This is a genomic window from Pseudomonas sp. LAIL14HWK12:I1 (genome assembly GCF_003202095.1).
GTDB lineage: Bacteria > Pseudomonadota > Gammaproteobacteria > Pseudomonadales > Pseudomonadaceae > Aquipseudomonas > Aquipseudomonas monteilii.
Genome location: NZ_QJKG01000003.1, coordinates 476,976 through 502,132 on the forward strand (window position 1 = coordinate 476,976; position 25,157 = coordinate 502,132).

Annotated in this window: 19 protein-coding genes; 7 read left to right on the forward strand and 12 right to left on the reverse strand. The window is 62.2% G+C overall.

Features of this window, described 5'->3' with window-relative positions; all coding sequences use genetic code 11:
* The first annotated feature begins 349 nt into the window (after window positions 1–349).
* The 3 genes from D906_RS11615 (at window position 350) to D906_RS11625 (ending at window position 3,528) form a co-directional block, all read left to right on the forward strand.
* Complete coding sequence (locus D906_RS11615) at window positions 350–1,504, forward strand: hypothetical protein (RefSeq protein ID WP_019099283.1); 1,155 nt, start codon at window positions 350–352, stop codon at window positions 1,502–1,504.
* Window positions 1,505–1,577: 73 nt separating this feature from the next.
* Window positions 1,578–2,696: a glycosyltransferase 61 family protein gene (locus D906_RS11620; RefSeq protein WP_019099282.1), complete on the forward strand. Its 1,119-nt coding sequence runs from the start codon at window positions 1,578–1,580 to the stop codon at window positions 2,694–2,696.
* Window positions 2,697–2,739: 43 nt separating this feature from the next.
* Window positions 2,740–3,528 carry an AraC family transcriptional regulator gene (locus tag D906_RS11625; RefSeq protein WP_019099281.1) on the forward strand — a complete coding sequence of 263 codons (789 nt, stop codon included), beginning with the start codon at window positions 2,740–2,742 and terminating at the stop codon, window positions 3,526–3,528.
* Here D906_RS11625 and D906_RS11630 read toward each other — a convergent pair.
* On the reverse strand, window positions 3,521–4,102 hold the full coding sequence (locus tag D906_RS11630) for a LysE family translocator (RefSeq protein WP_019099280.1): 582 nt from the start codon (window positions 4,100–4,102) through the stop codon (window positions 3,521–3,523). The genes D906_RS11625 and D906_RS11630 overlap by 8 nt on opposite strands.
* Before the next feature lie 269 nt (window positions 4,103–4,371).
* Here D906_RS11630 and D906_RS11635 point away from each other — a divergent pair, with 269 nt between their 5' ends.
* The gene (locus D906_RS11635) at window positions 4,372–5,943 is read left to right on the forward strand and encodes a TerC family protein (protein WP_019099279.1); all 1,572 of its coding nucleotides are present in this window, start codon (window positions 4,372–4,374) and stop codon (window positions 5,941–5,943) included.
* On the opposite strand, the gene rarD is transcribed toward D906_RS11635, so the two are convergent.
* Window positions 5,906–6,793 (reverse strand): EamA family transporter RarD, encoded by an 888-nt coding sequence (gene rarD, locus D906_RS11640; protein ID WP_025752941.1) that lies wholly within the window; start codon window positions 6,791–6,793, stop codon window positions 5,906–5,908. The genes D906_RS11635 and rarD overlap by 38 nt on opposite strands.
* A gap of 33 nt (window positions 6,794–6,826) precedes the next feature.
* Window positions 6,827–8,413, reverse strand: a complete 1,587-nt coding sequence (locus D906_RS11645; protein ID WP_019099277.1) for an EAL domain-containing protein — start codon at window positions 8,411–8,413, stop codon at window positions 6,827–6,829.
* A gap of 299 nt (window positions 8,414–8,712) precedes the next feature.
* Here D906_RS11645 and hppD point away from each other — a divergent pair, with 299 nt between their 5' ends.
* Entirely contained in the window at window positions 8,713–9,789 is a 1,077-nt protein-coding gene (gene hppD / locus D906_RS11650; RefSeq protein ID WP_016714000.1) for a 4-hydroxyphenylpyruvate dioxygenase, read from the forward strand.
* Window positions 9,790–9,811: 22 nt separating this feature from the next.
* Here the strand turns inward: hppD and D906_RS11655 are convergent, their stop codons facing one another.
* Window positions 9,812–10,618, reverse strand: a complete 807-nt coding sequence (locus D906_RS11655; protein WP_019099276.1) for a CSS-motif domain-containing protein — start codon at window positions 10,616–10,618, stop codon at window positions 9,812–9,814.
* 126 nt (window positions 10,619–10,744) lie between these two features.
* Window positions 10,745–11,437: a type 1 glutamine amidotransferase domain-containing protein gene (locus D906_RS11660; protein WP_019099275.1), complete on the reverse strand. Its 693-nt coding sequence runs from the start codon at window positions 11,435–11,437 to the stop codon at window positions 10,745–10,747.
* A 193-nt stretch (window positions 11,438–11,630) separates the two neighbouring features.
* Here D906_RS11660 and D906_RS11665 point away from each other — a divergent pair, with 193 nt between their 5' ends.
* Entirely contained in the window at window positions 11,631–13,694 is a 2,064-nt protein-coding gene (locus D906_RS11665) for an ATP-binding protein (protein WP_019099274.1), read from the forward strand.
* A 6-nt stretch (window positions 13,695–13,700) separates the two neighbouring features.
* On the opposite strand, the gene D906_RS11670 is transcribed toward D906_RS11665, so the two are convergent.
* The 7 genes from D906_RS11670 to gspG form a co-directional block, all read right to left on the reverse strand.
* Window positions 13,701–15,317, reverse strand: a complete 1,617-nt coding sequence (locus D906_RS11670) for a response regulator (RefSeq protein WP_019099273.1) — start codon at window positions 15,315–15,317, stop codon at window positions 13,701–13,703.
* Between the two features lie 79 nt (window positions 15,318–15,396).
* Window positions 15,397–16,452, reverse strand: a complete 1,056-nt coding sequence (locus tag D906_RS11675; protein WP_019099272.1) for a tetratricopeptide repeat protein — start codon at window positions 16,450–16,452, stop codon at window positions 15,397–15,399.
* Window positions 16,453–16,641: 189 nt separating this feature from the next.
* Window positions 16,642–18,057: an efflux transporter outer membrane subunit gene (locus D906_RS11680; protein WP_019099271.1), complete on the reverse strand. Its 1,416-nt coding sequence runs from the start codon at window positions 18,055–18,057 to the stop codon at window positions 16,642–16,644.
* Entirely contained in the window at window positions 18,054–21,233 is a 3,180-nt protein-coding gene (locus tag D906_RS11685; RefSeq protein WP_016714007.1) for an efflux RND transporter permease subunit, read from the reverse strand. Before D906_RS11685 ends, D906_RS11680 begins: the two co-directional genes overlap by 4 nt.
* 12 nt (window positions 21,234–21,245) lie before the next feature.
* Entirely contained in the window at window positions 21,246–22,487 is a 1,242-nt protein-coding gene (mexE, locus tag D906_RS11690) for a multidrug efflux RND transporter periplasmic adaptor subunit MexE (protein ID WP_019099270.1), read from the reverse strand.
* 185 nt (window positions 22,488–22,672) lie between these two features.
* Complete coding sequence (locus D906_RS11695) at window positions 22,673–23,863, reverse strand: type II secretion system F family protein (protein ID WP_019099269.1); 1,191 nt, start codon at window positions 23,861–23,863, stop codon at window positions 22,673–22,675.
* A gap of 11 nt (window positions 23,864–23,874) precedes the next feature.
* Window positions 23,875–24,300 (reverse strand): type II secretion system major pseudopilin GspG, encoded by a 426-nt coding sequence (gene gspG / locus D906_RS11700; protein WP_003253843.1) that lies wholly within the window; start codon window positions 24,298–24,300, stop codon window positions 23,875–23,877.
* A gap of 185 nt (window positions 24,301–24,485) precedes the next feature.
* Between gspG and D906_RS11705 the strand changes: the two genes are divergently transcribed.
* A complete protein-coding gene (locus tag D906_RS11705; protein ID WP_019099267.1) occupies window positions 24,486–25,079 on the forward strand; it encodes a lytic transglycosylase domain-containing protein in 594 nt (197 codons plus the stop codon).
* Window positions 25,080–25,157 lie beyond the last annotated feature (78 nt).

Sequence of the window (25,157 nt, forward strand, 5' to 3'; positions counted from 1 at the left end):
TCGTGCTTGTCGACAGGTCAACGTAGGGTTCCAGGGCTGTTATGCAAAGACGGCATCAAGGGTTATCAATTGATAGCGAAGTGATAATTGCAGCGGCCCGCGCCGGGCACGGTTATAGCAAAGTACTTGTTGGGTATGCACTTCATGCAGGAATTTTGACGCCATTAAACTTGATCTAAAGTTAGCGGGGAGCCGCTTGCCAAAGCGTTTGCAGGCATCTTAAATTGTTACTGAATGTGATAAAGAAGTTTAAGTCCATACTATAAAAATCAAGACGTTAGGTGTTTTTGCTGATTTTTTCTCTTTTTCCGATAGACCATAGAGCACTTCAAAGGACGTCGAAGAAGAAATGAAAGAGACCTTGACGGCTGTGGCGCGAAAATTCCTGTCGCCCTCCATGCGCTACGAAATGAGGCTGCTGGCCAGCAAGGTGCGTGAAGTGTTGGCGCGTGCCTGTTTCTGGCGTTGGGAAGTTGCCAGGTTTCGGATGCAGGAGGAAAGCCCGTACGAAATCCTCTACATAGGGCGCAAGCAGCAACGGGAAATGGCCAAACTGCTGATTGGCGGCAAGGGCCAGGGCAGCGCATCGGTCGTGGAGGGTGCAAGCGCGACTGCGGCGGCCAACCATGTTGTGGTGATCAGCGAAATGCCGACGTCGGGCGCGTTGTCGGTGCCACATTACCTGAGCGCCGTGGTTCCGCTGGGGCGCCCGCTGGAAGACATCACGGCCCGCTACGACAGCGAACTGCGCCGCAGCATCCGCAAGAACCGCCCGCTTTACCAGATGCGTAAAACCCTCTCGGACGACGAGATCGCCATGGCTGACCGGGACCTGCTGCGCCCCTATGCCACGGCCAGGCAAGGCATTCATGCGGCACAGTTCCCCACGGACGAAGTGTTCCGGATTGCCAAGAGCGTTGGCCGGCTCGACCTGATTACCTTGGGCGATGAGGTAATCGGCTGCCACTTGGGGTGCGAAGTGGTGCGCGGCGGCAAACGCTACTGGAGCACCTTGCGCTTTGGCTATTGCGAAGCGGTGTTTTCCGATGCCAAGAAGCTACGTGAGGTGAACTCCATCACCACGTTCATGGCCCTTGAGTGGGCCTTGGAACAGGGCTTCGATTATTACGACATTGGCCTGTGCCTGGCGCGGCCAGATGACGGGCTGTTGAAGTGGAAGCGCCGGCGTGGCGGCGATATCGACTCGTTGGGCAACCATGCCTACCTGTTCGTTCGCTTGCCCAAGGCCGGCGCGGCGAAGTTTTTGTGGGACACGCCGATGTTCGCGGTCGAAGGCGACAAGCTCACGTTGCACCTGGGGTTGCCCGAGGGGCCGAGTGAAGAAGAATTTGCCAGCCGCTACCACGAAATGGTGTTTGGCGGGCTGCACAAGATTTACCTGTATGGCGGCAACGGCGCAGGCGAACCGTTCGTGGAAGCGCTGCGCAGCCGGTATGCCAACCTGCAATCCCCTCCCGCGATGGAAAGGGTGATGTCCAACTGAGTGTTAGCCAGGGATGCGTAGAGAGGGCGCGATGCGCCCGGTTTCTCATTTCGTTACCAAGGGAGGACGCTTCATGGGAAGCGACATCTCGCAGTTCAGTGCATCGCTCGCAGCCAGGCAGCACACCTGGACACTGGCTGCCTACCGCTACATGGCCCGCAAGCGCCTGGGCAAGAACACGGCCATCGACCTCAAGAGTGTGGCTGCCAAGAGCTGGGACATTGCGCCGGGCGAGACCACGGTGTCGCCACCAGCCATCTACCTGCCCGGCCAGCTGGAGCGGGTGACGGGCTGGGAGGGCAAGCGTTTTTACCCCTACGTACACCCTGCGCGCACCATGGAGGGCGGCATCAGTACGCTGCAAGGGCCAACCCGGGGCTACCTGATCAAGAATGTGTGGTTGGTCGATGGTGCGTTGTACAAGGGCAAGGCCAGCCATTGGTTGTCACTCAAACCCAGCACCTTTCCGGGCATCATCGTGGACAACGAAATTGACCGGGCAGCCATTTATTGCACGCAAAACGGCAATTCCTGGTTCGGTACCTGGCTGATGGAAGATTGCCCGACCTATGCGCTGGCTTGCAACGAGGGCGTCCCGGTGACCACCGCACCCTCTGCCAAGTACCCGTTGTTTACCCAGGCGCCCGCCTATGAAGACTGGCTGGATATGAAGCCGCTGCGCTTGCGCAGTGCGTTTTTCCGTGAGCTGGTGCTGTTCGACGACCAGAGCAACAACCGCAGCCGGCACGCCCGCTACCGGGCCATGGGGGACAAGCTGCTGTCGCATGTGCCGCATGCCCCACACCCGGGTGTGTTCCTGCTGCGGGGCGGTGACGGCGACCTGCGTCTGCTGCGTAATGAGCTGGAGCTTGCCGAACACTTGCGGGTTACGCGTGGTTTTCGCGTGGTCAACCCGCTCAAGTCTGACGTGCCGAGCATTGTCGCAGCCTGTGCCGGGGCAAAAGTGGTCATTGGCGTAGAGGGTAGCCAACTGGTGCATGGTGTGAATGTGCTGCAGCCTGGCGGTAGCCTGCTGACCTTGCAGCCGCCTAACCGGTTCGTCAGCTACTACAAATACCTGACGGACCGCGACCACCAGCAGTTCGGCTTTGTGGTGGGCATACCGGAGGGCGATGGTTTCAGGATCGATATTGGTGAAGTGGAACGCACGCTCGATCTGTTTGCGCGATAACCGTGTAGTATCGGGGGGATCTGAGCAACGTGTGGGCGAGGGGATGATCGAGGTATCACGGTTCTGGCGTGACCCTGCGTTGCCCTTTGTCGAAGCCCGGCGGGTAGGGGACGGGCGGCAGGTGTGTTATGCCGCACACTCCCACGAGAGCTTTTCCATCGGGGTGATCACCGGTGGGCGCAGCACTTACCTGAACGGGGGCCTGCGCATTGAGGTGGGGGCCGGCACCACGGTGCTGATGAACCCGGGCGTGGTGCATACCTGCAACCCCATCGATCGCGAGCCTTGGTCCTACCTGATGCTGTTCGTCGACTTGCCCTGGCTACAGGCGTTGGGTTTCACCTTGCCGACGCAAACCTGGAGTAGCTCGCCTGCGTTGTACCAACGTTTGATGCAGGCCTTTGCCGACCTGTTCGACGCCAGCGTGCCTGACAGGGAGGCGCGCCTGGCGACCCTGTTTAGTGCATTGCCGGGCTTTCTCTCGGGTGAAACTGGCACGGGTGAAGCAGGTAACCCACGGCTGGACGCGGCGGCAGCCTTCATACGTGCCCATCGTAGCGATCCGCTGAGCCTGGAAGACATCTGCACCGCCTGCGGCCTGTCACGTTCCTACCTGATTCGTGCTTTTGGCCAACGCTTCGGGCTGACGCCGCATGGCTACCTGCTCGATCAGCGCGTACAGCTGGCCAGGGCGCAGCTGCGCCAAGGCCGCGCGATTGCCGAGGTTGCGCAGGAGGCCGGGTTTGCCGACCAGGCGCACCTGCAGCGGGCATTCAAGCAGCACCTGGCGGCGACACCGGGGCATTACCGCGATGCCGCTGGCGTCAGATAACCAGGTAGACCGCACTGCCCACCAGCAATACCGCCAACCCTCGATTGAGCAAGCGCACGTGCCGTGGGTTGCCCAGATACTGGCGAATCATGCTCCCGGCCCATGCCCAACACGCGACCGAAACAAAACAGATCGGGCCATATATCCAGGCAAAGAGCCACAGCAGGTGCTGCTCACCCCCCGTGTAAGCGCCGACCCCGGCCACTGCTGCCAGCCAAGCCTTGGGATTCAACCATTGCATCGCCACGCCGTGCCAGGCTGAAGGCGCTGTTGTCGAGTGTGTATTGGTCAGCCGGCCGTTGTCGCTGGCCAGCTTCCACGCCATGTACAGCAGAAACGCGACCCCGCCCCAGTGCAGCAGCATGCCCAGTAGCGACCAGCGTAGCAGGAGTTGATGCAGGCCCAGCCCGACCAGCACCAGCAACAGGCAGAAGCCCAGCGTGGCGCCGGCCACATGCGCCAGGCTGGCGCGTAAGCCATGGTTGGCCCCGCTGCTCAGGGCAACGATGTTGACCGGGCCGGGGGAAATCGACGCCGCCAGTGCGAAGGCGGCCATGGACAGGGACAGGCTCATGAGAAAGATCCGGTGGCTGGAAGGAACCGTGATTTTCAGCCGTTGGCTGTCGAGGGTATTGAAGAAAAGTACCCCCAAATACCGCCTCACAACTGATACAGGTTTTGTAATAGTTTTGCGCTATCACAGAAACCAGCGCTGCTTGTACGATCATTTTCCCAATTTTTTAACAAGGTCTATATGAGCACCTTCGCGGAGCCCCCCAGTTTTCGGCCGTTCTGGCCATCCTTCCCCCGTCCTCGTGACGCTTCCCCGGTGAGTACCCGCTAATGGAATGGCTAGCCGATCCCACGGCCTGGCTAGGCCTGTTGACGCTTATCGTCCTTGAGCTGGTGCTGGGTATCGACAACCTGGTGTTCATCGCCATCCTGGCAGACAAGCTGCCGCCGCATCAGCGTGACCGTGCGCGGGTGATTGGCCTGAGCCTGGCCTTGATCATGCGACTGGGCTTGTTGGCGAGTATCTCGTGGATGGTCACCCTCACCGCGCCACTGTTCGAAGTGTTCGAAAAGAGCTTCTCCGGCCGTGACCTGATCATGCTGTTTGGTGGTGTGTTCCTGCTGTTCAAGGCCACCATGGAACTGCATGAACGCCTTGAGGGCCATGTAACCCAGGCCAGTGGGGCGGTACGTCATGCGGCGTTCTGGCCGATCGTTGCGCAGATCGTGGTGCTTGACGCGGTGTTCTCGCTGGACGCGGTCATTACCGCGGTGGGCATGGTCGAACATCTGTCGGTAATGATGATCGCGGTGATCTTCTCGATCGGTATCATGATCGTTGCCAGCAAACCGCTGACCCGCTTCGTCAACGCCCACCCCACGGTAATCATGCTGTGCCTGGGCTTCCTGATGATGATCGGTTTCAGCCTGACCGCCGAAGGCTTGGGCTTCCATATCCCGAAAGGCTACCTGTACGCGGCCATCGGCTTCTCGATCCTTATCGAGCTGTTCAACCAGCTGGCCCGTGCCCGCCGCAAGCGCAGCTTGCAGCAGCACCGGCCGTTGCGTGAACGCACTGCCCATGCCGTGCTGCGCCTGCTGGGTGGCCGCCGTGTCGAGGCGGACGAAGTGGGTGAGGAAATCGCCGACCTGGTCGAGGGTGGTGAGGAGCAGGTGCTGTTCGACCGGCGTGAGCGGGTGATGATCAGTGGCGTGCTGAACCTGGCCGAGCGGCCTATCCGTACGGTGATGACCGCCCGCACCGAGGTCGACATGATCGACCTGGCGCAACCGGCCGACGCCATTACCCAGGCCCTGGCCAACTCGCCGTACTCGCGCCTGCCGCTGATCCGCAATGGCCGTGTCGACGATCCTCTGGGCTTCGTGCACAAGAAGGAACTGCTCAAGGAGCTGCTGTCGGGCAGCCAGCCGGACCTGGAAGGCATGGCGCGTGTGCCGCTGAACCTGCTGGAGAGCTTCAGCATTCTCAACGCCCTGGAGCAGATGCGAGGCCAGTCGACTCACATCGCCTTCGTGGTCAACGAGTTCGGTGACTTCACCGGCCTGCTGACCATGACCGACATCCTTGAGTCGATTGCCGGTGAACTGCCGGATGCCAGCGAGGTTGAAGGCCCCGGCATCGTCCAGGAGGGCGAGGGCTTCGTGGTCAGTGGTGCACTGAACCTGAGCCAGGTCCAGGCGCGTACCGGCTTCAGTGCCCGTGCTACCGAGGATTACCAGACCCTCGCGGGCTTGGTGATGAGCCTGCTCGACCGCCTGCCGATGGTGGGTGACCGCCTGGCCTGGAATGGCTGGACGCTGACCGTGGAGGCGGTGGAAGAGCGGCGGGTGCGCCAGGTTCGGCTTACACCGAACGGCGACGTTGACGCAGCAGGTGCTTGAAACCCTCGAGCACCAGCACCAGCACTGCGGCCCAGATCGGCAGGTAGGTCAGCCACTGATCCGGGCCGATGGTTTCGCCCAGCAGCAATGCCACGCCCACCAGCAGTACGGGCTCGACGTAGCTGAGCAGGCCGAACAGGCTGAATGGCAGCATGCGGCTGGCCAGCACGTAGGCGATCAGGGCCGAGGCGCTGATCGCCCCAAGGATCGGGATCAACGCATACAGCCCAGGGTGGGTTTGCAGGTCAGCGCTGGAAAGCGGGCCCTGGATAACGAAGTACAACGCCCACGGTAGCAGCAGGCACATGTCGCACCACAGGCCGCCCAGGTGGTCGGTGCGGCAGCGTCGGCGCAGCACGAAATAGATCGGGTAGCCGATCGTCACCAACAGGGTTTCCCAGGCAAAACTGCCGTTTTGGTACAGCTCGTGGCCCACGCCCAGTGCGGCACAAGCCACGGCCACCTTTTGCAGGCGTGACAGGCGCTCGCCGTACACCAGCCGCCCGGTAAGAACCATGGCCAGTGGCAGCAGGAAATAGCCCATCGACACTTCCAGGCTGCGCCCATGCAAGGGTGCCCAGAGGAACAGCCACAACTGTACGCCCATCAGCCACGACGTGCCGACCATGCCCAGCAACAGCACAGGCGTGCGCTTTACCCGGGCCAGCAGCTCGCCCACCCGTTTCCAGTCTTTCGAGACCAGCATGAACAAGGTGAGGCAGGGCAGCGTCAGCAGGGTGCGCCAGCCAAAGATCTCTTCGCCATCCAGTGGCGTGAGCAGCGAGGTATAGAAGTACATCACAGCGAACAGACAGGACGCCATGACCGATGAAACGATGCCTTTTGACACGAGTGCCTCGAATAGGGGAGTTGAGCGGGTGGATCAGCCGCGCATGATCTCAGGGGCCGCGCGTTGCGGCAACTGCGCAGCGCCCGGGCGTGTGGCCAGTGCCTCCAGGAACTGGGCGGCCGGCATGGGCCTGGCAAACAGGTAGCCCTGCTGGAAGTCCACCCCATGGCAGGCCAGGTAGTCGCGCTGGGTGTTCGTTTCCACACCTTCGGCCACGATACCCAGGCCCAGCTTGGCCGACAGGTCGATGATGCTTTCCAGAATGTGCACGGACAGCGCATCGCCGCCGATCATGGCGACAAAGCTCTGGTCGATCTTCAGGTAGTCGACCTGGAACTGGCGCAGGTAGTTGAGGCTCGACTGGCCGGTGCCGAAGTCGTCGAGCGCAATCATCACGCCCATGGCGTGGAGCTTTTCGAACAGTTCCAGGGTCACCGGGGTAGGCTCGATGAGTTTGCGCTCGGTCAGTTCCAGGGTCAGCACCACCCGGCCCGGCGGAAAGTGCTGCAGGAAGGTGCGGCAGTCGTCCAGCAGGCTGAGGTCGCGGCAATGATCGGCGGTGATGTTGACACCGATATGGAACCCGTCCTCCAGCAGCCCGGCATAGGGTGCCAGGCTTTGCGCGGTATGCATCATCAGCGCCCGGGTCATGGCGACGATCTGCCCGCTGTGCTCGGCATAAGGGATGAACAGGTCGGGCCTTACCAGGCCCTCGCGCGGGTGGTTCCAGCGCATCAGCACTTCGGCGCCGGCCCAGCGGTAGTCGCCTTTGCGCACCACAGGCTGGAAATACGGCAGAAATTCGTCGGCCTGCAGCGCGCGGTCCAGCTCGGCGCGGGGTGAGGTGGCCCGGCGAATCTGCCAGCGGCATACCAGCGCCGCCACGGCACCCAGCACCAGCAGCAAGCTGATAAGGGCAGGGTAGTGGCTGCGTAACAGCTGGCCCTGTTTGCCGGTGCTGTAGCCGCCCTGCACGCTGAACGGGTAACGGGTCGAACCCAGCAGTACGTTGGCGCTGGCGGCGGCAGGTGGTACGCCTTTGTGCACGACACCGTCCTTGCCCATCCAGGCATCGCCCACGCGGATTTGCAAGTCTTCGTCAGGGCCGATCAGGCGCAGTGCCGTTAGCAGGTGGTCGCCATCCACCGTGGTGATTGCCCCTTTGTCGCCCTCGCTGGCACGGTACACCAGCAGCGCGTGCCCCGGGGTGACCGAGTTGCCGTCCATCAGCCACAGTTTGCCGTCGGTATAGTCGGTGGCGTTGACCGGTTCGTCGAACTCGCCGAACAGCGAGGTGCAATACAGGTTGTTGTGCCTGAACAGGTTGGTCGAGCGCACGAAGGCGTTGCGGGTCACCTGGGCACGCAGCGTAAGCTGGGTCTGATCGCAGGGGCTGCCAGCCAGGGGCAGCAATGCATTGGCAGCACTGGACAAGTTGTCGAGGATGCGCTCGACGTGCTCCACCGTCTGGCGGGTGGTGGCCTGGCTGCTGGCCTGCATCTCGCGCTCGACCTGCCAGTTCATGATGGCCAGGCCGCACACCACTGGCAGCACACCGACGCCCCAGGGCAACAGGGTACGCCAGCTGAATGCGGCGCGGCGTTTTACGGTAAGGGGCATGCTGACCTGGCTACGATGAGAGATAACGAGAGAATAGCCGTTTGTCGGCGCTCAGGACCAACTAAAACGCGACAAACCATTTTACGCAATGTAGAATCCGTTTACGAATACAACAATAAGGTCCTTCAGCTCCGAAGGATCAAGCCCGCCGAGAATGGGTCCATATGACATACCATGGGTTCAAGCTGATCATAGGTGACTTCCTCGCCCGCAGCGTGCGGGGCATCCCGTGCTCACCGCCGTTTCTGTTCCACATCCCACGCAATCAATAATTTTTCGCTGCAGATGAGGACACGAACATGGCTGATATCTTCGACAATCCAATGGGCCTGATGGGCTTCGAGTTCATTGAGCTGGCTTCGCCTACGCCTGGCGTACTCGAGCCGGTCTTCCAGATACTCGGTTTCACCAAGGTGGCTACCCACCGCTCCAAGGATGTGCACCTGTATCGCCAGGGTGGCATCAACCTGATCCTGAACAACGAACCCAAGAGCATCGCCTCGTACTTCGCGGCGGAACACGGCCCTTCTGTGTGCGGCATGGCGTTCCGCGTGCGCAATGCCCATGAAGCCTATGCCCGCGCCCTGGAGCTGGGTGCCCAGCCGGTAGAAATCGAAACCGGCCCGATGGAGTTGCGCCTGCCGGCAATCAAAGGCATTGGCGGTGCGCCGTTGTACCTGATCGACCGCTTCGACGAAGGCAGTTCGATCTACGACATCGACTTCAACTTTATCGAAGGCGTGGATCGCAACCCGGTAGGTGCCGGCCTGAAAATCATCGACCACCTCACCCATAACGTTTACCGCGGGCGCATGGCTTACTGGGCCGGCTTCTACGAGAAACTGTTCAACTTCCGTGAGATCCGCTATTTCGATATCAAGGGTGAGTACACCGGCCTGACCTCCAAGGCCATGACTGCGCCCGATGGCATGATCCGCATCCCGCTCAACGAAGAGTCGTCCAAGGGTGCCGGGCAGATCGAAGAGTTCCTGATGCAGTTCAACGGTGAAGGCATCCAGCACGTAGCCTTCCTCACCGACGACTTGCTCAAGACCTGGGACGCGCTGAAGGGCTTTGGCATGCGCTTCATGACGGCGCCACCGCAGACCTATTACGAAATGCTCGAAGAGCGCCTGCCTGGCCACGGCGAGCCGGTGGATCAGCTGCAAGCGCGAGGCATCCTGCTCGATGGCGCCTCGCAACCTGAAGACAAGCGCCTGCTGCTGCAGATCTTCTCGGAAACCCTGCTTGGTCCGGTGTTCTTCGAGTTCATCCAGCGCAAGGGTGATGATGGCTTTGGTGAAGGCAACTTCAAGGCGCTGTTCGAATCCATCGAGCGGGACCAGGTGCGCCGTGGTGTGCTGAGCACTGACTGATCCGACCTGAGGGGCGCCGCCATCATGCATGCTTGGTGGTCGCCTCACGCCTGTGGGCGCTCGCCCTGTACAGGCCCAGATACACGATCGAGCCGGTCACGATCCCTACCAGCATCAGTGAGGGAAAGATCTGCACCATTGACTGCTGTATTTCCTGGGCGGTGAAGCCTTCGGCGTAACCGCCTTTGACCCTATACCCATACTTGCTCGACAGCGCGCTCGCAAAAAACTCGGACTGCGAAGGGCGCTGTGGGTCTCGACTATCGCCTTTGCTCCAGATGTAGCGGTCGTCGAACTCCAGCAGCAGTGTCAGCCCATCCTGAAAAGCGTCCAGTTCGTTGCGTAGCGAAATGGCATAGGCGGTCACGATCACCCCGCCATGATTCCCCTGCAAGTAATAGTTGACCAGCAGCTTGCGGCGCTTGTCGGGTTGCCCATAGGACAACTCGACCTGCTGGCCGGATCCGGCAAAGGACGATAGGTATTCCAGAGAATCTGAAGTACTGCTGCAGGAGGCTTCATTACCTTCTACCAAGGTCAGCGATCTGATCATGGAGCGGCTCACAACTTGCTCCTGTAATGCGCTCCTGACCCTGTCGCAAGGCTTGCCTGCGAGCGGCAAGGCACGCTGGGCAGCTTCATGCATCCGGTTCAGCGCCTGGTCAATGCTGAACACTGCCTCCTGAACGGAGATGGCGGCATTTTCCGCAAGTTTCATTTCCAGTTGAACAACCATTACCAGCAAACCGGAGATCACAGGCACGAGGCCCACCGTGGAGAGCAGTAGCAGCTCTCGCAGGCGGTATCCTGCGTTCAGGATTTTCAACATAGGGCAATCGCTCTCCGGGCCGAGGCTGTTCGTGGTGAACAACTGAACCCTGAGCCTATGCACTCAATGACCGATCGGCTGTAGTCCTTTTGCAGTGTGCGGCAGAGGAAAACTACAAGGTTGATGTCAGGCTTTGGCCGGCTTGAGTTGCGCCAGCACGTGTTCGGCGAGCAAGGCGGTCGAGGCCGGGTTCTGCCCAGTGATCAATCGACCATCTTCGACCACGTGTGGCATCCACGGATCATCATGCTTGCTGTAAACGCCGCCGCGGCCAACCATCTCGTTTTCGGTCAGAAAGGGAACCACCTTATCCAGTTCGGCCAGCTTTTCTTCGGTGTTGGAAAAGCCGGTGACCTGACGGTGTTTCAGCAATAGGCTGTTGTCGCTCAGTTTGATATTGAGCAGGCCAACTACACCATGGCAGACCGCCGCGATGATGCCTCCATTTTCGTAGAGTTTGCGCGCCAACTCTTGCAGCGGCTGATTGTCGGGAAAGTCGTACATCACTCCATGCCCACCGGTGTAATAGATGACGCTGTAATCGTCGGCCTTCACCTGCCCGGGGCTCAAGGTGGTGCCCAAGCGTGTCATGAAGCGTTTGTCGTCATACCATTGCCAGTCCAAGTCTGGCGCCATCTGCAGGCTGTGCGGGTCGATGGGCACGTAACCGCCCTGTGGGCTGACATAGTCCACCGTATAGCCGGCCGCATCGACCTTCTCGACAAAGTGCACGGCCTCACCCAGCCACAACCCGGTCGCCCGCTTGAGGGTTGGGTATTTGGCTGTGTTGGTCAGCACCACCAGCATTTTCTTGCTCATGACCGTGCTCCTTTCTGCAGCCTGGATAGCCGATGCTCCCTGGCCCAAGGGAAAACCTAATCAGCATAGCTGCCCCCTGCAAGTGCGCCATGGTAAGTGGTGCGTGCTGTGCTAACGTGAACAGATTCCATGGGTGAGCCTGTCTGTTCAGGCAGCACCGTGGCCAACCCGGAGCATTGCTGGAGTCACGATATTGGTCGCAAACAGTACGCCACGCGGGCCTTCGCAGCCGGCCATGCCGCAGCCGCCTGTTTCCCAACCGGTCGATTTGATGGCGCAGCGGATTGCACGTTTCGACTGGGGGCGTACTTCGCTCGGGCCATTGCCGCGCTGGCCGGCTTCGTTGCGTATTGCCGTCGACATGATGCATTTGTCACCGTTCCCTTGTGCCGTGGTCTGGGGGGCTGACCTTTGTGTGCTGCACAACGAAGGCTACAGGGCGCTGCGGGCCGTGCCGGACGCCTTGGGTACAGCGTTCGACAGGCTGTGGCACGATGTCTGGCCGGCAGTGGGACCCCAGGTGTTCCAGGCGCTGGAGGGGCGCTCGAGTTTTGTCGAGGATCCCCCCCTGAGTATTCCCGGCGTCGCGGACGAGGAGCCGATATGGTGCGCGTTCGGTTTTGCACCGTTGCATGATGAGCTGGGCAATGTGGCGGGTTTTCTGCATACGGTGATTGAAACCACGGCCAGTGTCGAGGCGCACCGCCATTGGCGCGCGCAGGCGCTGGGGTTCGAGCAGCAGGCCGAACGCTATGTTGCTGAGCGCGAACAGTTCTGGCAACTGTCGCGCGACGCGATGATGACGGTGACTGCGGAACTGAAACTGCGTGCCGTGAACCCGGCCTGGTACCGTATTCTGGGCTGGACCCAAGAGCAGGTGCAGGATATGCCGGTGCTGGAACTGGTACACCCGGCAGATCGCACCGACGTGCAGCTGGCAGTGTCGGGGCTGCTGCAAGGCATCAACCCGGAACAGATCGAGACCCGCCTGCGGCACCGTGATGGTCATTACCACTGGTTTCGCTGGAGCGCGCGGTTTGATGGCAGGCTGCTGACGGCGGTTGGCCGGGACATCACCGCAGACCGTGAAGAGGCTGTACGGCAGTCCAAGGCGCTGATTCGCAACAGCGAGCGTATGCAGGTGGTCGGCCAATTGGCGGGGGGCGTGGGCCACGAAATGAATAACCTGCTGTCCGGTGTTGGCGGCAGTCTTGAGTTGTTGCAACGGCGCCTGCAGGAGGGGCGCCTGGAGCGGGTGGAGGCCTACGTGGAAGTAGCCCGCGAGTCGGTGCAGCGCGCCATGGAACTGACCCGCCGCTTGCTGGCGTTGTCTAGCCAACAACCCTTGGCCAAGCGGCCGCTGGACTTGAATCGGCAACTGCGCCTTTGTGAGCCATTACTGCTGAAGACGTTGGGCGCGGAGGTCGGCTTGCACTGGCAGCTGGATGTAGTGGCATGGGCGGTAGACCTGGACGTTAGTGAGCTTGAAGGTGCCTTGATCAACCTTTGTACCAACGCCCGGGAAGCATGCCTGACGCAGGGCAATGTTACGCTGCGTACTGTCAACAAGCGGTTGACCGCCCCATTCACGGATGCATGTGGCCTGCCACCTGGCGATTATGTAGCGTTGGATGTCGAGGATGACGGCCTTGGAATGTCGGTAGCGGACATCGCCAGGGCCTTTGAACCGTTCTTCACCACCAAACCCATCGGTCGGGGAGCCGGATTAGGGTTATCGACCGTGTATGGTTTCGTCAGCCGATCGGGAGGGTATGTCTGGATCGAGTCTGCCCCGGAGCAGGGCACCAAAGTTTCCATGCTTTTTCCAAGGTGTCATGACCCGGTCCCGGAAGAGCCCAAGCCTGTGCCGCCGTCGCAGCGTATGGCCCGGGGCGAACGTCTGCTGCTGGTGGATGACGAAGTGAATTTGCGCGTGGTCATGCATGAATACCTGGCCGAGCGTGGTTTCAACGTGACGGTAGCAGGCGATGCGAATACTGCCCTGGCGCGCTTCCGCCATGATGGCCCCTTCGACCTGGTGATCACCGACATCGGCTTGCCAGGTGGCTTCAGTGGCCGGCAAGTGGCCAGGGCCATGCGCATGCAGATTGCGCAACAGAAAATCCTGTTCATCACCGGTTATGCGGACCAGCCCATCGAAGCGCAATTGCTTGATCAACCAGGCACCGCATTGATGAACAAGCCGTTCCTGCTGGCAGAGCTTGCTGACAACGCACTGCGCATGCTTGATGCATAGTGGGCATCACGGCTTGCCAAGAATCTGCGTCACTTGTGCTTGCAGCTGCTTCAGCTCGAACGGCTTGCAGATCAAGTGCATGCCTGCCCCCAGAAAGCCGGCTCGGGCCATGGCCGTTTCCGCGTACCCAGTGATGAACAGCACCGGCAGCTGGGGGCGCAGTGTGCGGGCTATCTCGGCCAGTTGCCGGCCGTTCATACCGGGTAAGCCGACATCGCTGATCAGTAAATTTACCGTTTGCGCCGAGCGCAGCATCTTCAGCCCCTCGTTGCCGTTGGCGGCGCTGTGGCAGGTGAAGCCGTCATCGCGCAGCGCTTGGCACAGCAACTGGCGCACATGCGGGTCGTCCTCGACGACCAGTACATGTCGGCCGCCGTCAGGGTACGCAGGTTGCACCGGCTGGCCCGATTGCCTCGCCGGGCCGGTATGACGCGGCAGGTAAAGGTCTACCCGGGTACCCTGGCCGGTCTGGCTGTGCAGGGTCACATGCCCATGAGACTGTTTGCAGAAACCGTACACCATCGATAGGCCAAGACCGATGCCTTGGCCTATCGCCTTGGTGCTGAAAAATGGCTCGAATGCATGTTCCAGTGTGCTTTGCGCCATGCCTTGGCCGTCGTCGATGATACGCAGCCGCACGTAATCGCCATTGGCCAGGGCGCCGCTGGCGAACTGGCCAGAGGTCACGTGCAGGTTGCTTGCTTCGATGCGCAAAAGGCCGCCGCTGGGCATGGCCTCGCAGGCATTGGCCGTCAGGTTGTCCAGGGCTTCGTGCAGCTGCTCGTCATCAGCCTCCACGGCCCAGAGGCCTTTGGCCATGTGTACCTGAAGGGATACCGCCGGGTTAAGGCAGGCTTTCAGGCGTTTGGTCTGTAGCAGGGTATGCAGGTCTATGCGTTGGCTGTGCAGCGATTGCCGCGACGAGAAAGCCAGCAGGCGGTGGGTCAGGCGGGCGGCCCGTGATACGGCCTCGCGGCCCATGCGCAGCAGCCCGTCCAGACCGTCGCTACGGCCCTGTCGCAGGCGTCGGTCGATCAGTTCAAAGCTGCCGCCGATGCTGGTGAGCAGGTTGTTGAAGTCGTGGGCAACGCCGCCGGCCAGTTGGCCAATGGCTTCCATCTTGCGTGCCTGGTAGCGGGCGAACTCGTCGTGTTCGGGTTCGTTGTCTGGCGGCGAACGTCGGGTTTCCAGGCGTTGCTGCAGGCCGTGCAACTGGTCGCGTGTGAGGTACTGCCTGCGCCGATTGCGCAGGGCGGACTGGGTCATGTGCAACAGCTGGGCATTTTCAAAGGGGGCGACCAGCAATACCAGGTTGCCCACTGGATGGTTGCTAACGCCACTGGCCGACCAGGCGCCCTCGGTGACCAGTACGATAGGCAAATCCGACCAGCTCGGTTGCTGATCGATGAACGCCTGCAGCGATGCGCTTGGGCCTTGGCTGAACGCTTGTTCGGCGATGATCGCCAACCCTGCACCTTCGGCCAGGCGCGCCTGCAGGTTGGCCAGGTCGACCGCGCACAGGCTATCGATGCCGGCGGAGGCGAGTAGACGCGAGGTATCCGCCGCCAGCGTCGGGGGTGCCAGGATCAAGGCACGTTCGTCCAGCGCCAATGAATTGGCCAACACGACTCTCCTGTAGGGTGACCTGATATCCACTGGACCCTGGGCACAGACTCAGGGTTCAACAAAAGTCAGTCGTTACCTACAAACCCTGTTGCAGCACGGGGTCGTCAGGGTTTTGCCGCTCCAGCTCGGCCAGCAGCACCTGGACGTTCTGCAGCTGGCCGGACTCTTTCCAGTACTGAATCAGCAGCACCCGCGCCCGGCGGTTGGCAGGCTGGCGATTGAGCACGGTTTCCAGTTGCTTCTGTGCGGCGTCGAGTTGGCCCAGCTCGTGCAGCGTAACTGCCAGGGTATAGCGGTAGTCGGCGTTGTCCGGCTCCAGCTCGACGGCGCGGGACAGGGCCAGCAAGGCATATTCGCGCTGTTCGTGGCGGTTCAGCCAAAGCCCTAGCTCGTACTGCAGAAAGGACGAGTCGGGGCTTAGCGCCAAGGCTTGGCCCAGCACCTGCCGCGAGGCATCGTGATGCCCCTGGCGCTCGAGCAGGCGTACCTGAGTAGCCAGGGCGTCAAGGTTGCCGGGGGCGACCGCCAGCGCTCGTTGCAGGGCTGTGGCGGCTTGGGTGTAGTCGTTTTCATGCAGATAAAGGCGTGCCAGGTGCACTTGGGCATCGGCATCCTCGGGCTGTTGCTCCAGCGCTTGCTGGTATTGCTCGAGGGCTGCTTGCAGCGGGCCGAAATACAGGCCGATGGCGTCGGGGTCGAGGCCCAGCAGGGCATCCACGGCGGCAAAACGCACGCTTTGCTCGTCGTCGTCCAGCAGCGGGCCGAGCACCAGGCTACGCTGCGCCGCCGGTAACAGGCGGCGGATACCGGCAATGGCCGCTCGGCGCACCAGTGGGTCGGCATGCTCCAGGTCCTGGCGGGCGAGCTTCAATGCCAGTGGCGAGGGGTAGTTGGGCAACTCGGCGTACAGGGCCGCACGCCGGATGGCGGGCAAGTCGTTACGTTGCAATTGCTGATACAGCACCCGTGCCGCACCGGGCTGGCCTTCGTGGGCCTGGCGCAGGGCCTTGGCGTAGCTGTGTGCCGGCAGGGTCGGTGCGGCTGGCGGGGTGTCGCGCCATAGGTAGCCGAACAGGGCCGATACCAGGATCAACAACAGCAAGGCGATCAGGTAGCGGTTGCGTCTGGGCATCGGACGATCCGTGGCGGGGGAAGGGCAGAGCTTGGGCCAGGTGGGGGGTAAATGCAACCGAGCCCTTGTAGTTTGGCGGCAAAACGTCGCCAATGCTTATCCACGATAAAAAAGCCCCGCAGACCAGGGCCAGCGGGGCAAACGGTTGGGGGAGGAACCAACCAAAGGAGTCGTTGAAACGGGGGGGTATCAGTGTGCGCTGGCCACAGTCTCCGGTTGCCAGCCGCCGCCCAGGGCCTTGTAGATCGAGACAATGCCGCGGTACAGCTCGACTTCGCCCTGAGCCTGCGCATCTTCTGCGCTCAACCGCTCACGCTCGGCATCCAGCAGCACCAGGTAGTCGACCGTACCCTCGCGATAGCGGATCGAGGCCAGCTCTGCCGCCTTGCGGCTGGCGTCGCTCTGGCGCATCAACGACAGCAGCCGCTGCTGGGTCTTGTCGTAATCGCTGAAGGCATTGGCCGACTCTTCCAGAGCCAGCAATACCTGCTGCTCGTAATTGGCCAGCGCCCCTTCGGCATCGGCCTTGGCGCCGCGCAGGCGGGCCCGCACGCTGCCCAGGTCGAAGGCCGCCCAGGTAATGCTTGGGCCCAGTGCCCAGGCATTGGCGGCCGAGGAGCCTATCTGCGAGCCACGCGCGGCGGTAAAGCCCAGGAAGCCGCTGAGGCTGACGCGGGGGAACAGGTCTGCCGTGGCTACGCCTACGTTGGCGGTGGCGGCCGCCAGTTGGCGTTCGGCGCTGCGGATATCCGGGCGGCGGCGCAGCAGTTCGCCCGGATCGCCTACCGGCAACGCCTTGGCGATGGCCGGCAGGGCCTTGGGCGACAGGTCTACGCTGAGTGCCTCTGGGCGCTGGCCGAGCAGGGTGGCAATGCGATGACGCGCCCGAGCCTGTTCAGCCTGCAGTTGCGGCACAGTGGCCTCGACCCCGGCCAGGCGTGCATCGGCACGCACCACGTCCAGGTCGTTGCCCACACCGGCATCGCGCAGGGTTTCGGTAATGGTCCGCGATTCTTGCTGGGTCTTGAGGTTGGCCAGGGCGATCTTCTCGCGCAACTGGGCACCGCGTAGCTGCCCGTAGGCATCGACCAGCTCGGCGATCAGGCTCACCTGCAACTGCTGCAGGTCGGCGGCGGCCGCCGCTTCCTGGGCTTCGCTGGCCTCGATCTGGCGCTGGATGCGGCCGAACAGGTCAAGCTCCCAGGCCATGTCCAGGCCCAGGTCATAGCGCTCGCTGTTCACCCGCTGCGTGGTCTGGCCGGGGATCTGGCCCTTGCCAATGTCGCTGCTGGCGCGGCTGGTGAGCACCGGGAACTGGTCGTTCTCGGCGTCTTCACGGATCGAACGCGCCGATTTCAAACGGGCGAAGGCCACGCGCAAATCACGGTTGCCGTCAAGCGAGGCCTGCACCAACTGGTTCAGCACCGGGTCATCGAACTGCTTCCACCACAGGCTTTCGAAGCGGCTACGGTCGTAGGCCTTGGCCTGCGCGTCGCTGTTCAGTTGCGCAGGTTCGGTGGCCGGGGCCTGGTAGTCCGGGCCTACCGCACAGGCCGCAAGGGCCAGTGCCAGCAGGCTTGGGGTCAGGGGTTTGAGCAGGTTCATGCATGGTTCTCCAGCACTTGAACGTGTTCGGCCTTGCGGGCCTGGCGACGCTCGACGAAACGGCGAATCAGGAAGAAGAACACCGGGGTCAGGAACAGGCCGAACACGGTCACGCCGATCATCCCCGAGAACACTGCCACACCCATGGCATGGCGCATTTCGGAACCTGCACCGGAGCTGAACACCAGTGGCACCACACCCATGATGAAGGCGATCGAGGTCATCAGGATCGGCCGCAGACGCAGGCGGCAGGCTTCCAGCACCGCAGCCAGCGGGTCGAGGCCTTTGGCCTGTTCATCCTTGGCGAACTCGACGATCAGGATCGCGTTCTTGCACGCCAGGCCCACCAGTACGATCAAACCGATCTGGGTGAAGATGTTGTTGTCGCCACCCGACACGATCACACCGGTAATGGCCGACAGCAGGGTCATCGGCACGATCAGGATCACCGCCAGTGGCAGGCTCCAGCTTTCGTACTGGGCAGCCAGTACCAGGAACGCCAGCAGTACGCACAGCGGGAACACCAGCAGTGCGGTATTGCCCGAGAGGATCTGCTGGTAGGTCAGGTCGGTCCACTCGAAGGTCATGCCGTTGGGCAGTTCCTCTTTCAGCAGTTTCTCGATCGCAGCTTCGGCTTGGCCAGAGCTGTAGCCCGGGGCGGCGGCACCGTTGATTTCTGCGGTAATGAAGCCGTTGTAGTGCATGACCCGGTCTGGCCCGGAGGTGTCGCTGACCTTGAGGAAGGTCGCCAGCGGGATCATCTCGCCCAGGTTGTTACGCACCTTCAACTGGCCGATCTGCTCGGCATCGAGGCGGAACTGCTGCTCGGCCTGGACGTTGACCTGGTAGGTGCGGCCAAAGCGGTTGAAGTCGTTGGTGTACAGCGAACCCAGGTAAACCTGCAGGGTGTCGAAGATGTCGGTGATCGCCACGCCATGGGTCTTGGCCTTTTCCCGGTCGATGGCGGCATCGACTTGCGGCACGTTGACCTGGTAGCTGGTGAACAGCCCTGCCAGCTCTGGCACGTTGTGGCTTTTGGCGATGATGTTCTGGGTTTCCTTGTACAGTGCTTCGTAACCCAGGTTGCCACGGTCTTCGATTTGCAGGCGGAAGCCACCAATGGTACCCAGGCCCTGTACCGGCGGCGGTGGGAAGATGGCGATGTAGGCATCCTGAATGTCGGCAAACTGTGCATTCAGTGCAGCCGCGATGGCTGCCGCCGACTGGCTCGGGTCCTTGCGTTCATCGAACGGCTTGAGCGGGGTGAACACGATGCCGCTGTTCGGGCTGTTGGTGAAACCGTTGATCGACAGGCCCGGGAAGGCTACCGAGTCGGCAACACCGGGTTGTTTCAGGGCAATTTCGCTCATGCGCTTGATCACCGCCTCGGTGCGGTCAAGGCTGGCGGCGTCAGGCAGTTGGGCGAAGGCCACCAGGTACTGCTTGTCCTGCGCCGGCACGAAGCCGGTCGGGGTGGAGGAGAAGCCCAGGTAGGTCAGGCCCATCAGGCCGGCGTACACGAACAGCGCGATGCCGCTGGAGCGGATGACCCGGCGTACGCCACCGACGTAGCGGTTCGAGGCGCGGTCGAAGAAGCGGTTGAACGGCGCGAACAGCCAGCTGCCCAGCAGTTTTTCCAGGATGCGCGAGAAACGGTCCTTGGGTGCGTGGTGGTCCTTGAGCAGCACGGCAGCCAGGGCCGGCGACAGGGTCAGCGAGTTGAAGGCCGAAATCACCGTGGAAATGGCAATGGTCAGGGCGAACTGCTTGTAGAACTGCCCGGTAAGGCCGGAAATGAACGCCGCTGGCACGAACACGGCGCACAGCACCAGCGCCGTGGCGATGATCGGCCCGGTCACTTCGCTCATGGCCTTTTGCGTGGCTTCCAGCGGTTTCAGCCCCAGCCCGATATTACGTTCGACGTTTTCCACCACGACGATGGCGTCGTCCACCACGATCCCGATGGCCAGCACCAGGCCGAATAACGACAAGGCGTTGAGCGAGAAGCCGAACAGGTGCATGACTGCAAAGGTACCGATCAACGACACCGGCACAGCCAGCAGCGGGATGATCGAGGCACGCCAGGTTTGCAGGAACAGGATCACTACCAGCACCACCAGCACCAGTGCTTCGAACAGGGTATGTACCACCGCTTCGATGGAACCGCGCACGAAGATGGTCGGGTCATAGACGATGCTGTAGTCCATCCCTTCCGGGAAGTCCTTCTTCAGCTCGGCCATTTTCGCCCGCACTTCGTCGGAGATCTCGATAGCGTTGGAGCCTGGGCGCTGGAAGATCGGGATGGCCACGGCCGGCTGGTTGTTCAGCAGCGAACGCAGGGCATACTGGCTGGAGCCGAGTTCGACTCGGGCGATGTCCTTCAGGCGGGTGATTTCGCCATTGGCACCGGCACGGATGATGATGTTTTCGAACTCTTCCTCGTTGACCAGACGGCCCTGGGTGTTGATCGACAGCTGGAAACTGGTGGAGCCGGGGGCGGGCGGTGCGCCCAGCTGGCCTGCTGCCACCTGGCGGTTCTGCTCGCGGATTGCAGCGACCACATCACTGGCGGTGAGGTTGCGCGAAGCGGTCTTGTTCGGGTCCAGCCACACGCGCAGCGAGTAGTCGCCCATGCCGAACAGTTGCACGTCGCCTACGCCGCCCAGGCGCGCCAGTTCGTCCTTGATGTTGAGGATGGCGTAGTTGGACAGGTAGAGCATGTCGTAGCGGTTGTCCGGCGAGGTCAGGTGCACGACCATGGTCAGGTCGGGCGAGGCCTTGTCGACGGTGATACCGATGCGGGTCACTTCCTCGGGCAGCTTGGGCTGGGTGCGGGTAACGCGGTTCTGCACCTGTACCTGGGCGTTGTCCAGGTCGGTGCCCAGGGCGAAGGTAATGGTCAGCGTCAGCTTGCCGTCAGCGGTGGACTGGGAGGACATGTACAGCATGTTCTCCACACCGGTAATGGCCTGCTCCAGCGGCGCGGCGACGGTTTCGCCGATGACCTTGGGGTTGGCACCGGGGAAGTTGGCGCGCACCACCACGGTGGGGGGCACCACTTCGGGGTATTCGCTGATCGGCAGCTGGAACAGCGAGATGGAGCCCGCGATCAGCAGCACCAGCGACAGCACCGCGGCGAAGATTGGCCGGGTAATGAAGAATTTCGAGAAGTTCATCGGTGTGGTCCCTTAACCGCGTGGCGCCTGGGCGCTGGCGACTTTCACGTTATTGCCCGCCACCTTCGGCGCCGGGTTGCTGGCCTCCAGGGCCTGGCGCTGCTGGGCGAGGGCGGCGAGGGTCTGTTCGCTGGCCATCTGGGTTTCTTCCGGCGTGACAGGTGAACCAGGGCGCACGCGTTGCAGGCCCTTGACCACGATGCGGTCATCCTTGCCCAGGCCGCTGCGCACGATGCGCAGGCCTTCCAGCTTCGGCCCCAGCTCCACGGCGCGGTAGGCAGCCTTGTTGTCCTTGTCCATGACCAGCACGAACTTCTTGCCAAGGTCGGTGCCCACGGCTTCGTCGTTGATCAGCACGGCGTCGTACTGGGCACTGCCCACCAGTTTCAGGCGCGCATACAGGCCCGGCGTGAACTGGCCGTCGCTGTTGTCGAACACCGCACGGCCACGGATGGTGCCGGTACGCGGGTTGACCTGGTTGTCGACGAAGTTCATCTGGCCCAGGTGCGGGTTGCCGCTTTCGTTGGTCAGGCCCAGGTACACCGGGGTGCTCTGGCCACGCTGGCCTTCGCGGGCCAGCTGGGTGTACTTGAGGTACACGCGCTCGTCGGCGTCGAAGTAGGCGTAGACCTTGTCGGTAGACACGACGCTGGTCAGCGGGGTGACATCGGCGCTGACGATGTTGCCGGCGGTGAACTCGGCGCGGCTGACACGGCCGCTGATAGGCGCGGTGACACGGGTGAAGCTGAGGTTAAGGCGTGCCAGGTCGAGCTGGGCCTGAATGGCATCGACCCCGGCACGGGCTTCGGCGGCAGCGCTGCTGCGCGATTCGGCCAGCTCGGCGGAGATGGCGTTGCTGTCACGCAGGCGTTCGCCACGGCGGGCTTCGTTGGCACTGCGAATGGCAGTGGCCTTGGCCTGTTGCAGCTGGGCTTCAAGGCGGCGGACTTCAGCCTGGAACGGGCGTGGGTCGATCTGGAACAGCAGGTCGCCTTTCTTGACCTGGGCGCCTTCGGTGAAGGCCACCTGATCGATCTGGCCGGAGACCCGTGGGCGTACTTCGACGGTTTCCGGGGCTTCCAGGCGGCCGGTGAACTCGTCCCATTCGTTGATCGGTTGCTCGATCACCTTGGCCACACTGACCTTCGGCGCGGCGGGAGCCTGCACGGCGTCGGGGGTTCGACCGCAAGCGCTGATCACCACCACTGCCAGGGCAGCGAGGGGGAAGCGTAAGGGTTTGAGTGATTGTTCCATGGAGAACTCCGCCAATGTATTAGTAGTGGGCGGAGTGTGAGTGTGTTGCGCGTGAGGCACGAATCGAACGGCGCGAAGGTTATTATCACGCTGAATGATATGTGTGGATCACACATCGACGTGGGCGATTATAAAGATGTGAACATGAACGCACCACGTCATTGCGAACCCTTGGGCTTGGTGTCTCAGTGAATGCTTGAGGCCAGTTCGAAGATCGGCATGTACATCAGGATCACGATCAGGCCGATGAGCAGGCCGATGAACGTCATCAGCAGCGGTTCGAACAGTTTGACGAACCATTCCACCCAGCGGCCGATTTCCTGGTCGTGGAAGTCGGCACAGCGCTCCAGCATCTCGCCCAGGTTGCCGGACTGCTCGCCGGCCCGTAGCAGGCGCAGCGACACCGGCGTAACCAAGTGCCCGGCCTCCAGCGCATCGGACAGCGGCAGCCCTTCACCTACCCGCTGGCTGGCCTGTACCAGGCCCTGGCCGGCGGCACTGCCGAGCAGGCCGCGCGCCATGCCCATGGCAGTGAGGATGGGAATGCCGCCTTGCAGCAGGATGCCCAACGAGCGATAGAAGCGCGCCAGCTCGTACATCATCAAACGTTGGTGCAGCGCTGGCAGCCGGCGCAACTGACAAGATGCCCAGCGTCGTACCCGAGGGTGGCGGCGCAGCAGCCACAGCGCCGTGACGCCACCTGCAGTGCCCAGCGCCAGTGGCAGTTGCTGCGCGTGCAGAAACAGACCGATCTGCATCAACACCCGTGACAGCCAAGGCAACTCGGTGCCCATGCCTTCGAACACCTGGCTAAAACGCGGTACCACATAGCCGAGCAGGAACAGCACCACGCCGCCACCTACCAGCAACAGCAGCAACGGGTACACCGATGCGCCCACCAGCTTCTGCCGCACCAGGTCCAGGCGCTGGCGATAGCTGATGTAGCGGGCAAGGGCGTCGCCCAGCGCACCGGTGCGTTCGCTGGACTGCACCAGCGCCACATACAGCGGCGGAAATACCCGGGATTGCTGACCAAGGGCCTGGGACAGCGAGCGCCCTTCGTACAGCTGACGCACCAGTTCGGCCAGCACCTTGCGCGTGGCGGCAGCGGGGGCCTTTTCTGCCAAGCTTTCCAGTGCGTCGATCAGCGGCAGGCCGGCATTGAGCAGGGTCGACAGCTCCTGGCTGAACAGCACTAGGTCGAACGCCGCCTCGCGGCGCCAGGCCATGCCGCGCAAGGCGCCGCCGTTGCTGCGCAGGCTGAGCACACGCAGGCCTTGGTCCTCGGCCTGGCGGCGGGCCTGGTCGGCGTCCTCGGCGTCGATCTGCAATTGCACCACACCCTGTCTGCCCAGGGCCTTGAGGCTGTAGCGCATGGCCGCTCTCCTTACTGCCAACTGGTAATTTCGGCGTTTTCCCCGTCACCACCGGGCTGGCCGTCCTTGCCCATCGACAGCAGGTCGTATTCACCGCCGTTCTCGCCGGGCTGCCGGTAGATATATGGCCGGCCCCATGGGTCTTGCGGCACGGCCTTCTGCAGATACGGGCCGGTCCAGCGAGCCTCGCCACTGGGGGCGACCACCAGGGCCTGCAAGCCTTGCTCACTGTTGGGGTAGTGGCCGACTTCCAGGCGGTACAGGTCCAGGGCCTTGCTCAGCCCCTCGATCTGCGCCCGTGCCACCTTGGCCTCGGAGCGGCCGAGCTGGCTGAAGTACTTGGGCGCGACGATGCCGGCCAACAGGCCGAGCACCACCAGTACCACCAGGAGTTCAAGCAGGGTGAAGCCACGTTGCGGGTTGGTTCTGCGCTGCATGGTGAAGCCCTCCACTGCATGGGAACACGCGTTGACAGGCACCATGCAACAGCCATGCACGTCTGCCTCGGGGCCTTGCGCCATGCGGCACAGGAAGCGGCACAGTGCTTGCGTCGTGGTCATCGACCTCGGGTTTTCCGGGGCATTTCCCCCACATCGGGGGCCACGACGAAGAGGCGACCGACATGCGTGGACTCATCCTCGGTTTGATCTGGCTGGCGGCAGGGGCTGCCCAGGCTGATGTGTACATCTCAATCGATGCCAAGGGTGGCTACGTACTGACCAACGTTCATCGGCCCGGACGCCACTATGAAAAGGTGATCAACGAACCGCTGGCCCAGGCTGGCCCGGCCAATGCGCAGATGATCACTGGGCGCCCCTATGCCGAGGTGGTTGCCACTGCGGCACGCATCCACAATGTGCCCCCGGCGTTGTTGCACGCGCTGATCAAGGCCGAGTCCGGCTATAACCCCAAGGCCCGTTCGCCGGCGGGTGCGGTGGGGTTGATGCAACTGATGCCCGATACCGCTCGCGAGATGGGCGTGGAAGACCGCCTGGACCCGGAAGACAACGTGCAGGGTGGGGCACGCTACCTGAAGCGCATGCTGACTCTGTTTGATAACGACATCACCTTGGCCGTGGCGGCTTACAACGCGGGGCCGGATGCCGTGTTGCGGCGCGGAGCGGTGCCGCCATATGCCGAAACTCGCCGTTATGTACCTGCTGTGCTGCGCGAATACCGCAAATTGCAGGGGTTGGCAGACGATGGCGCTCTCTGAGGGGGTCGGGTACGGCTGCCGTTTCTGCAGTGACCGGCTGTACGAAGTGAAAAAACGTTACCCTTCGGCGGATGCCAT

Coding starts and splice junctions, on each gene's coding strand:
- D906_RS11695 (WP_019099269.1), bottom strand. CDS start 23,863: ATGCGCTACAGCCTCAAGGCCCTGGGCAGACAGGGTGTGGTGCAATTG.
- mexE (WP_019099270.1), bottom strand. CDS start 22,487: ATGGAACAATCACTCAAACCCTTACGCTTCCCCCTCGCTGCCCTGGCA.
- D906_RS11635 (WP_019099279.1), top strand. CDS start 4,372: ATGGAATGGCTAGCCGATCCCACGGCCTGGCTAGGCCTGTTGACGCTT.
- hppD (WP_016714000.1), top strand. CDS start 8,713: ATGGCTGATATCTTCGACAATCCAATGGGCCTGATGGGCTTCGAGTTC.
- D906_RS11655 (WP_019099276.1), bottom strand. CDS start 10,618: ATGTTGAAAATCCTGAACGCAGGATACCGCCTGCGAGAGCTGCTACTG.
- gspG (WP_003253843.1), bottom strand. CDS start 24,300: ATGCAGCGCAGAACCAACCCGCAACGTGGCTTCACCCTGCTTGAACTC.
- D906_RS11620 (WP_019099282.1), top strand. CDS start 1,578: ATGGGAAGCGACATCTCGCAGTTCAGTGCATCGCTCGCAGCCAGGCAG.
- D906_RS11680 (WP_019099271.1), bottom strand. CDS start 18,057: ATGAACCTGCTCAAACCCCTGACCCCAAGCCTGCTGGCACTGGCCCTT.
- D906_RS11625 (WP_019099281.1), top strand. CDS start 2,740: ATGATCGAGGTATCACGGTTCTGGCGTGACCCTGCGTTGCCCTTTGTC.
- D906_RS11685 (WP_016714007.1), bottom strand. CDS start 21,233: ATGAACTTCTCGAAATTCTTCATTACCCGGCCAATCTTCGCCGCGGTG.
- D906_RS11705 (WP_019099267.1), top strand. CDS start 24,486: ATGCGTGGACTCATCCTCGGTTTGATCTGGCTGGCGGCAGGGGCTGCC.
- D906_RS11675 (WP_019099272.1), bottom strand. CDS start 16,452: ATGCCCAGACGCAACCGCTACCTGATCGCCTTGCTGTTGTTGATCCTG.
- D906_RS11630 (WP_019099280.1), bottom strand. CDS start 4,102: ATGAGCCTGTCCCTGTCCATGGCCGCCTTCGCACTGGCGGCGTCGATT.
- D906_RS11660 (WP_019099275.1), bottom strand. CDS start 11,437: ATGAGCAAGAAAATGCTGGTGGTGCTGACCAACACAGCCAAATACCCA.
- D906_RS11615 (WP_019099283.1), top strand. CDS start 350: ATGAAAGAGACCTTGACGGCTGTGGCGCGAAAATTCCTGTCGCCCTCC.
- D906_RS11645 (WP_019099277.1), bottom strand. CDS start 8,413: ATGCCCCTTACCGTAAAACGCCGCGCCGCATTCAGCTGGCGTACCCTG.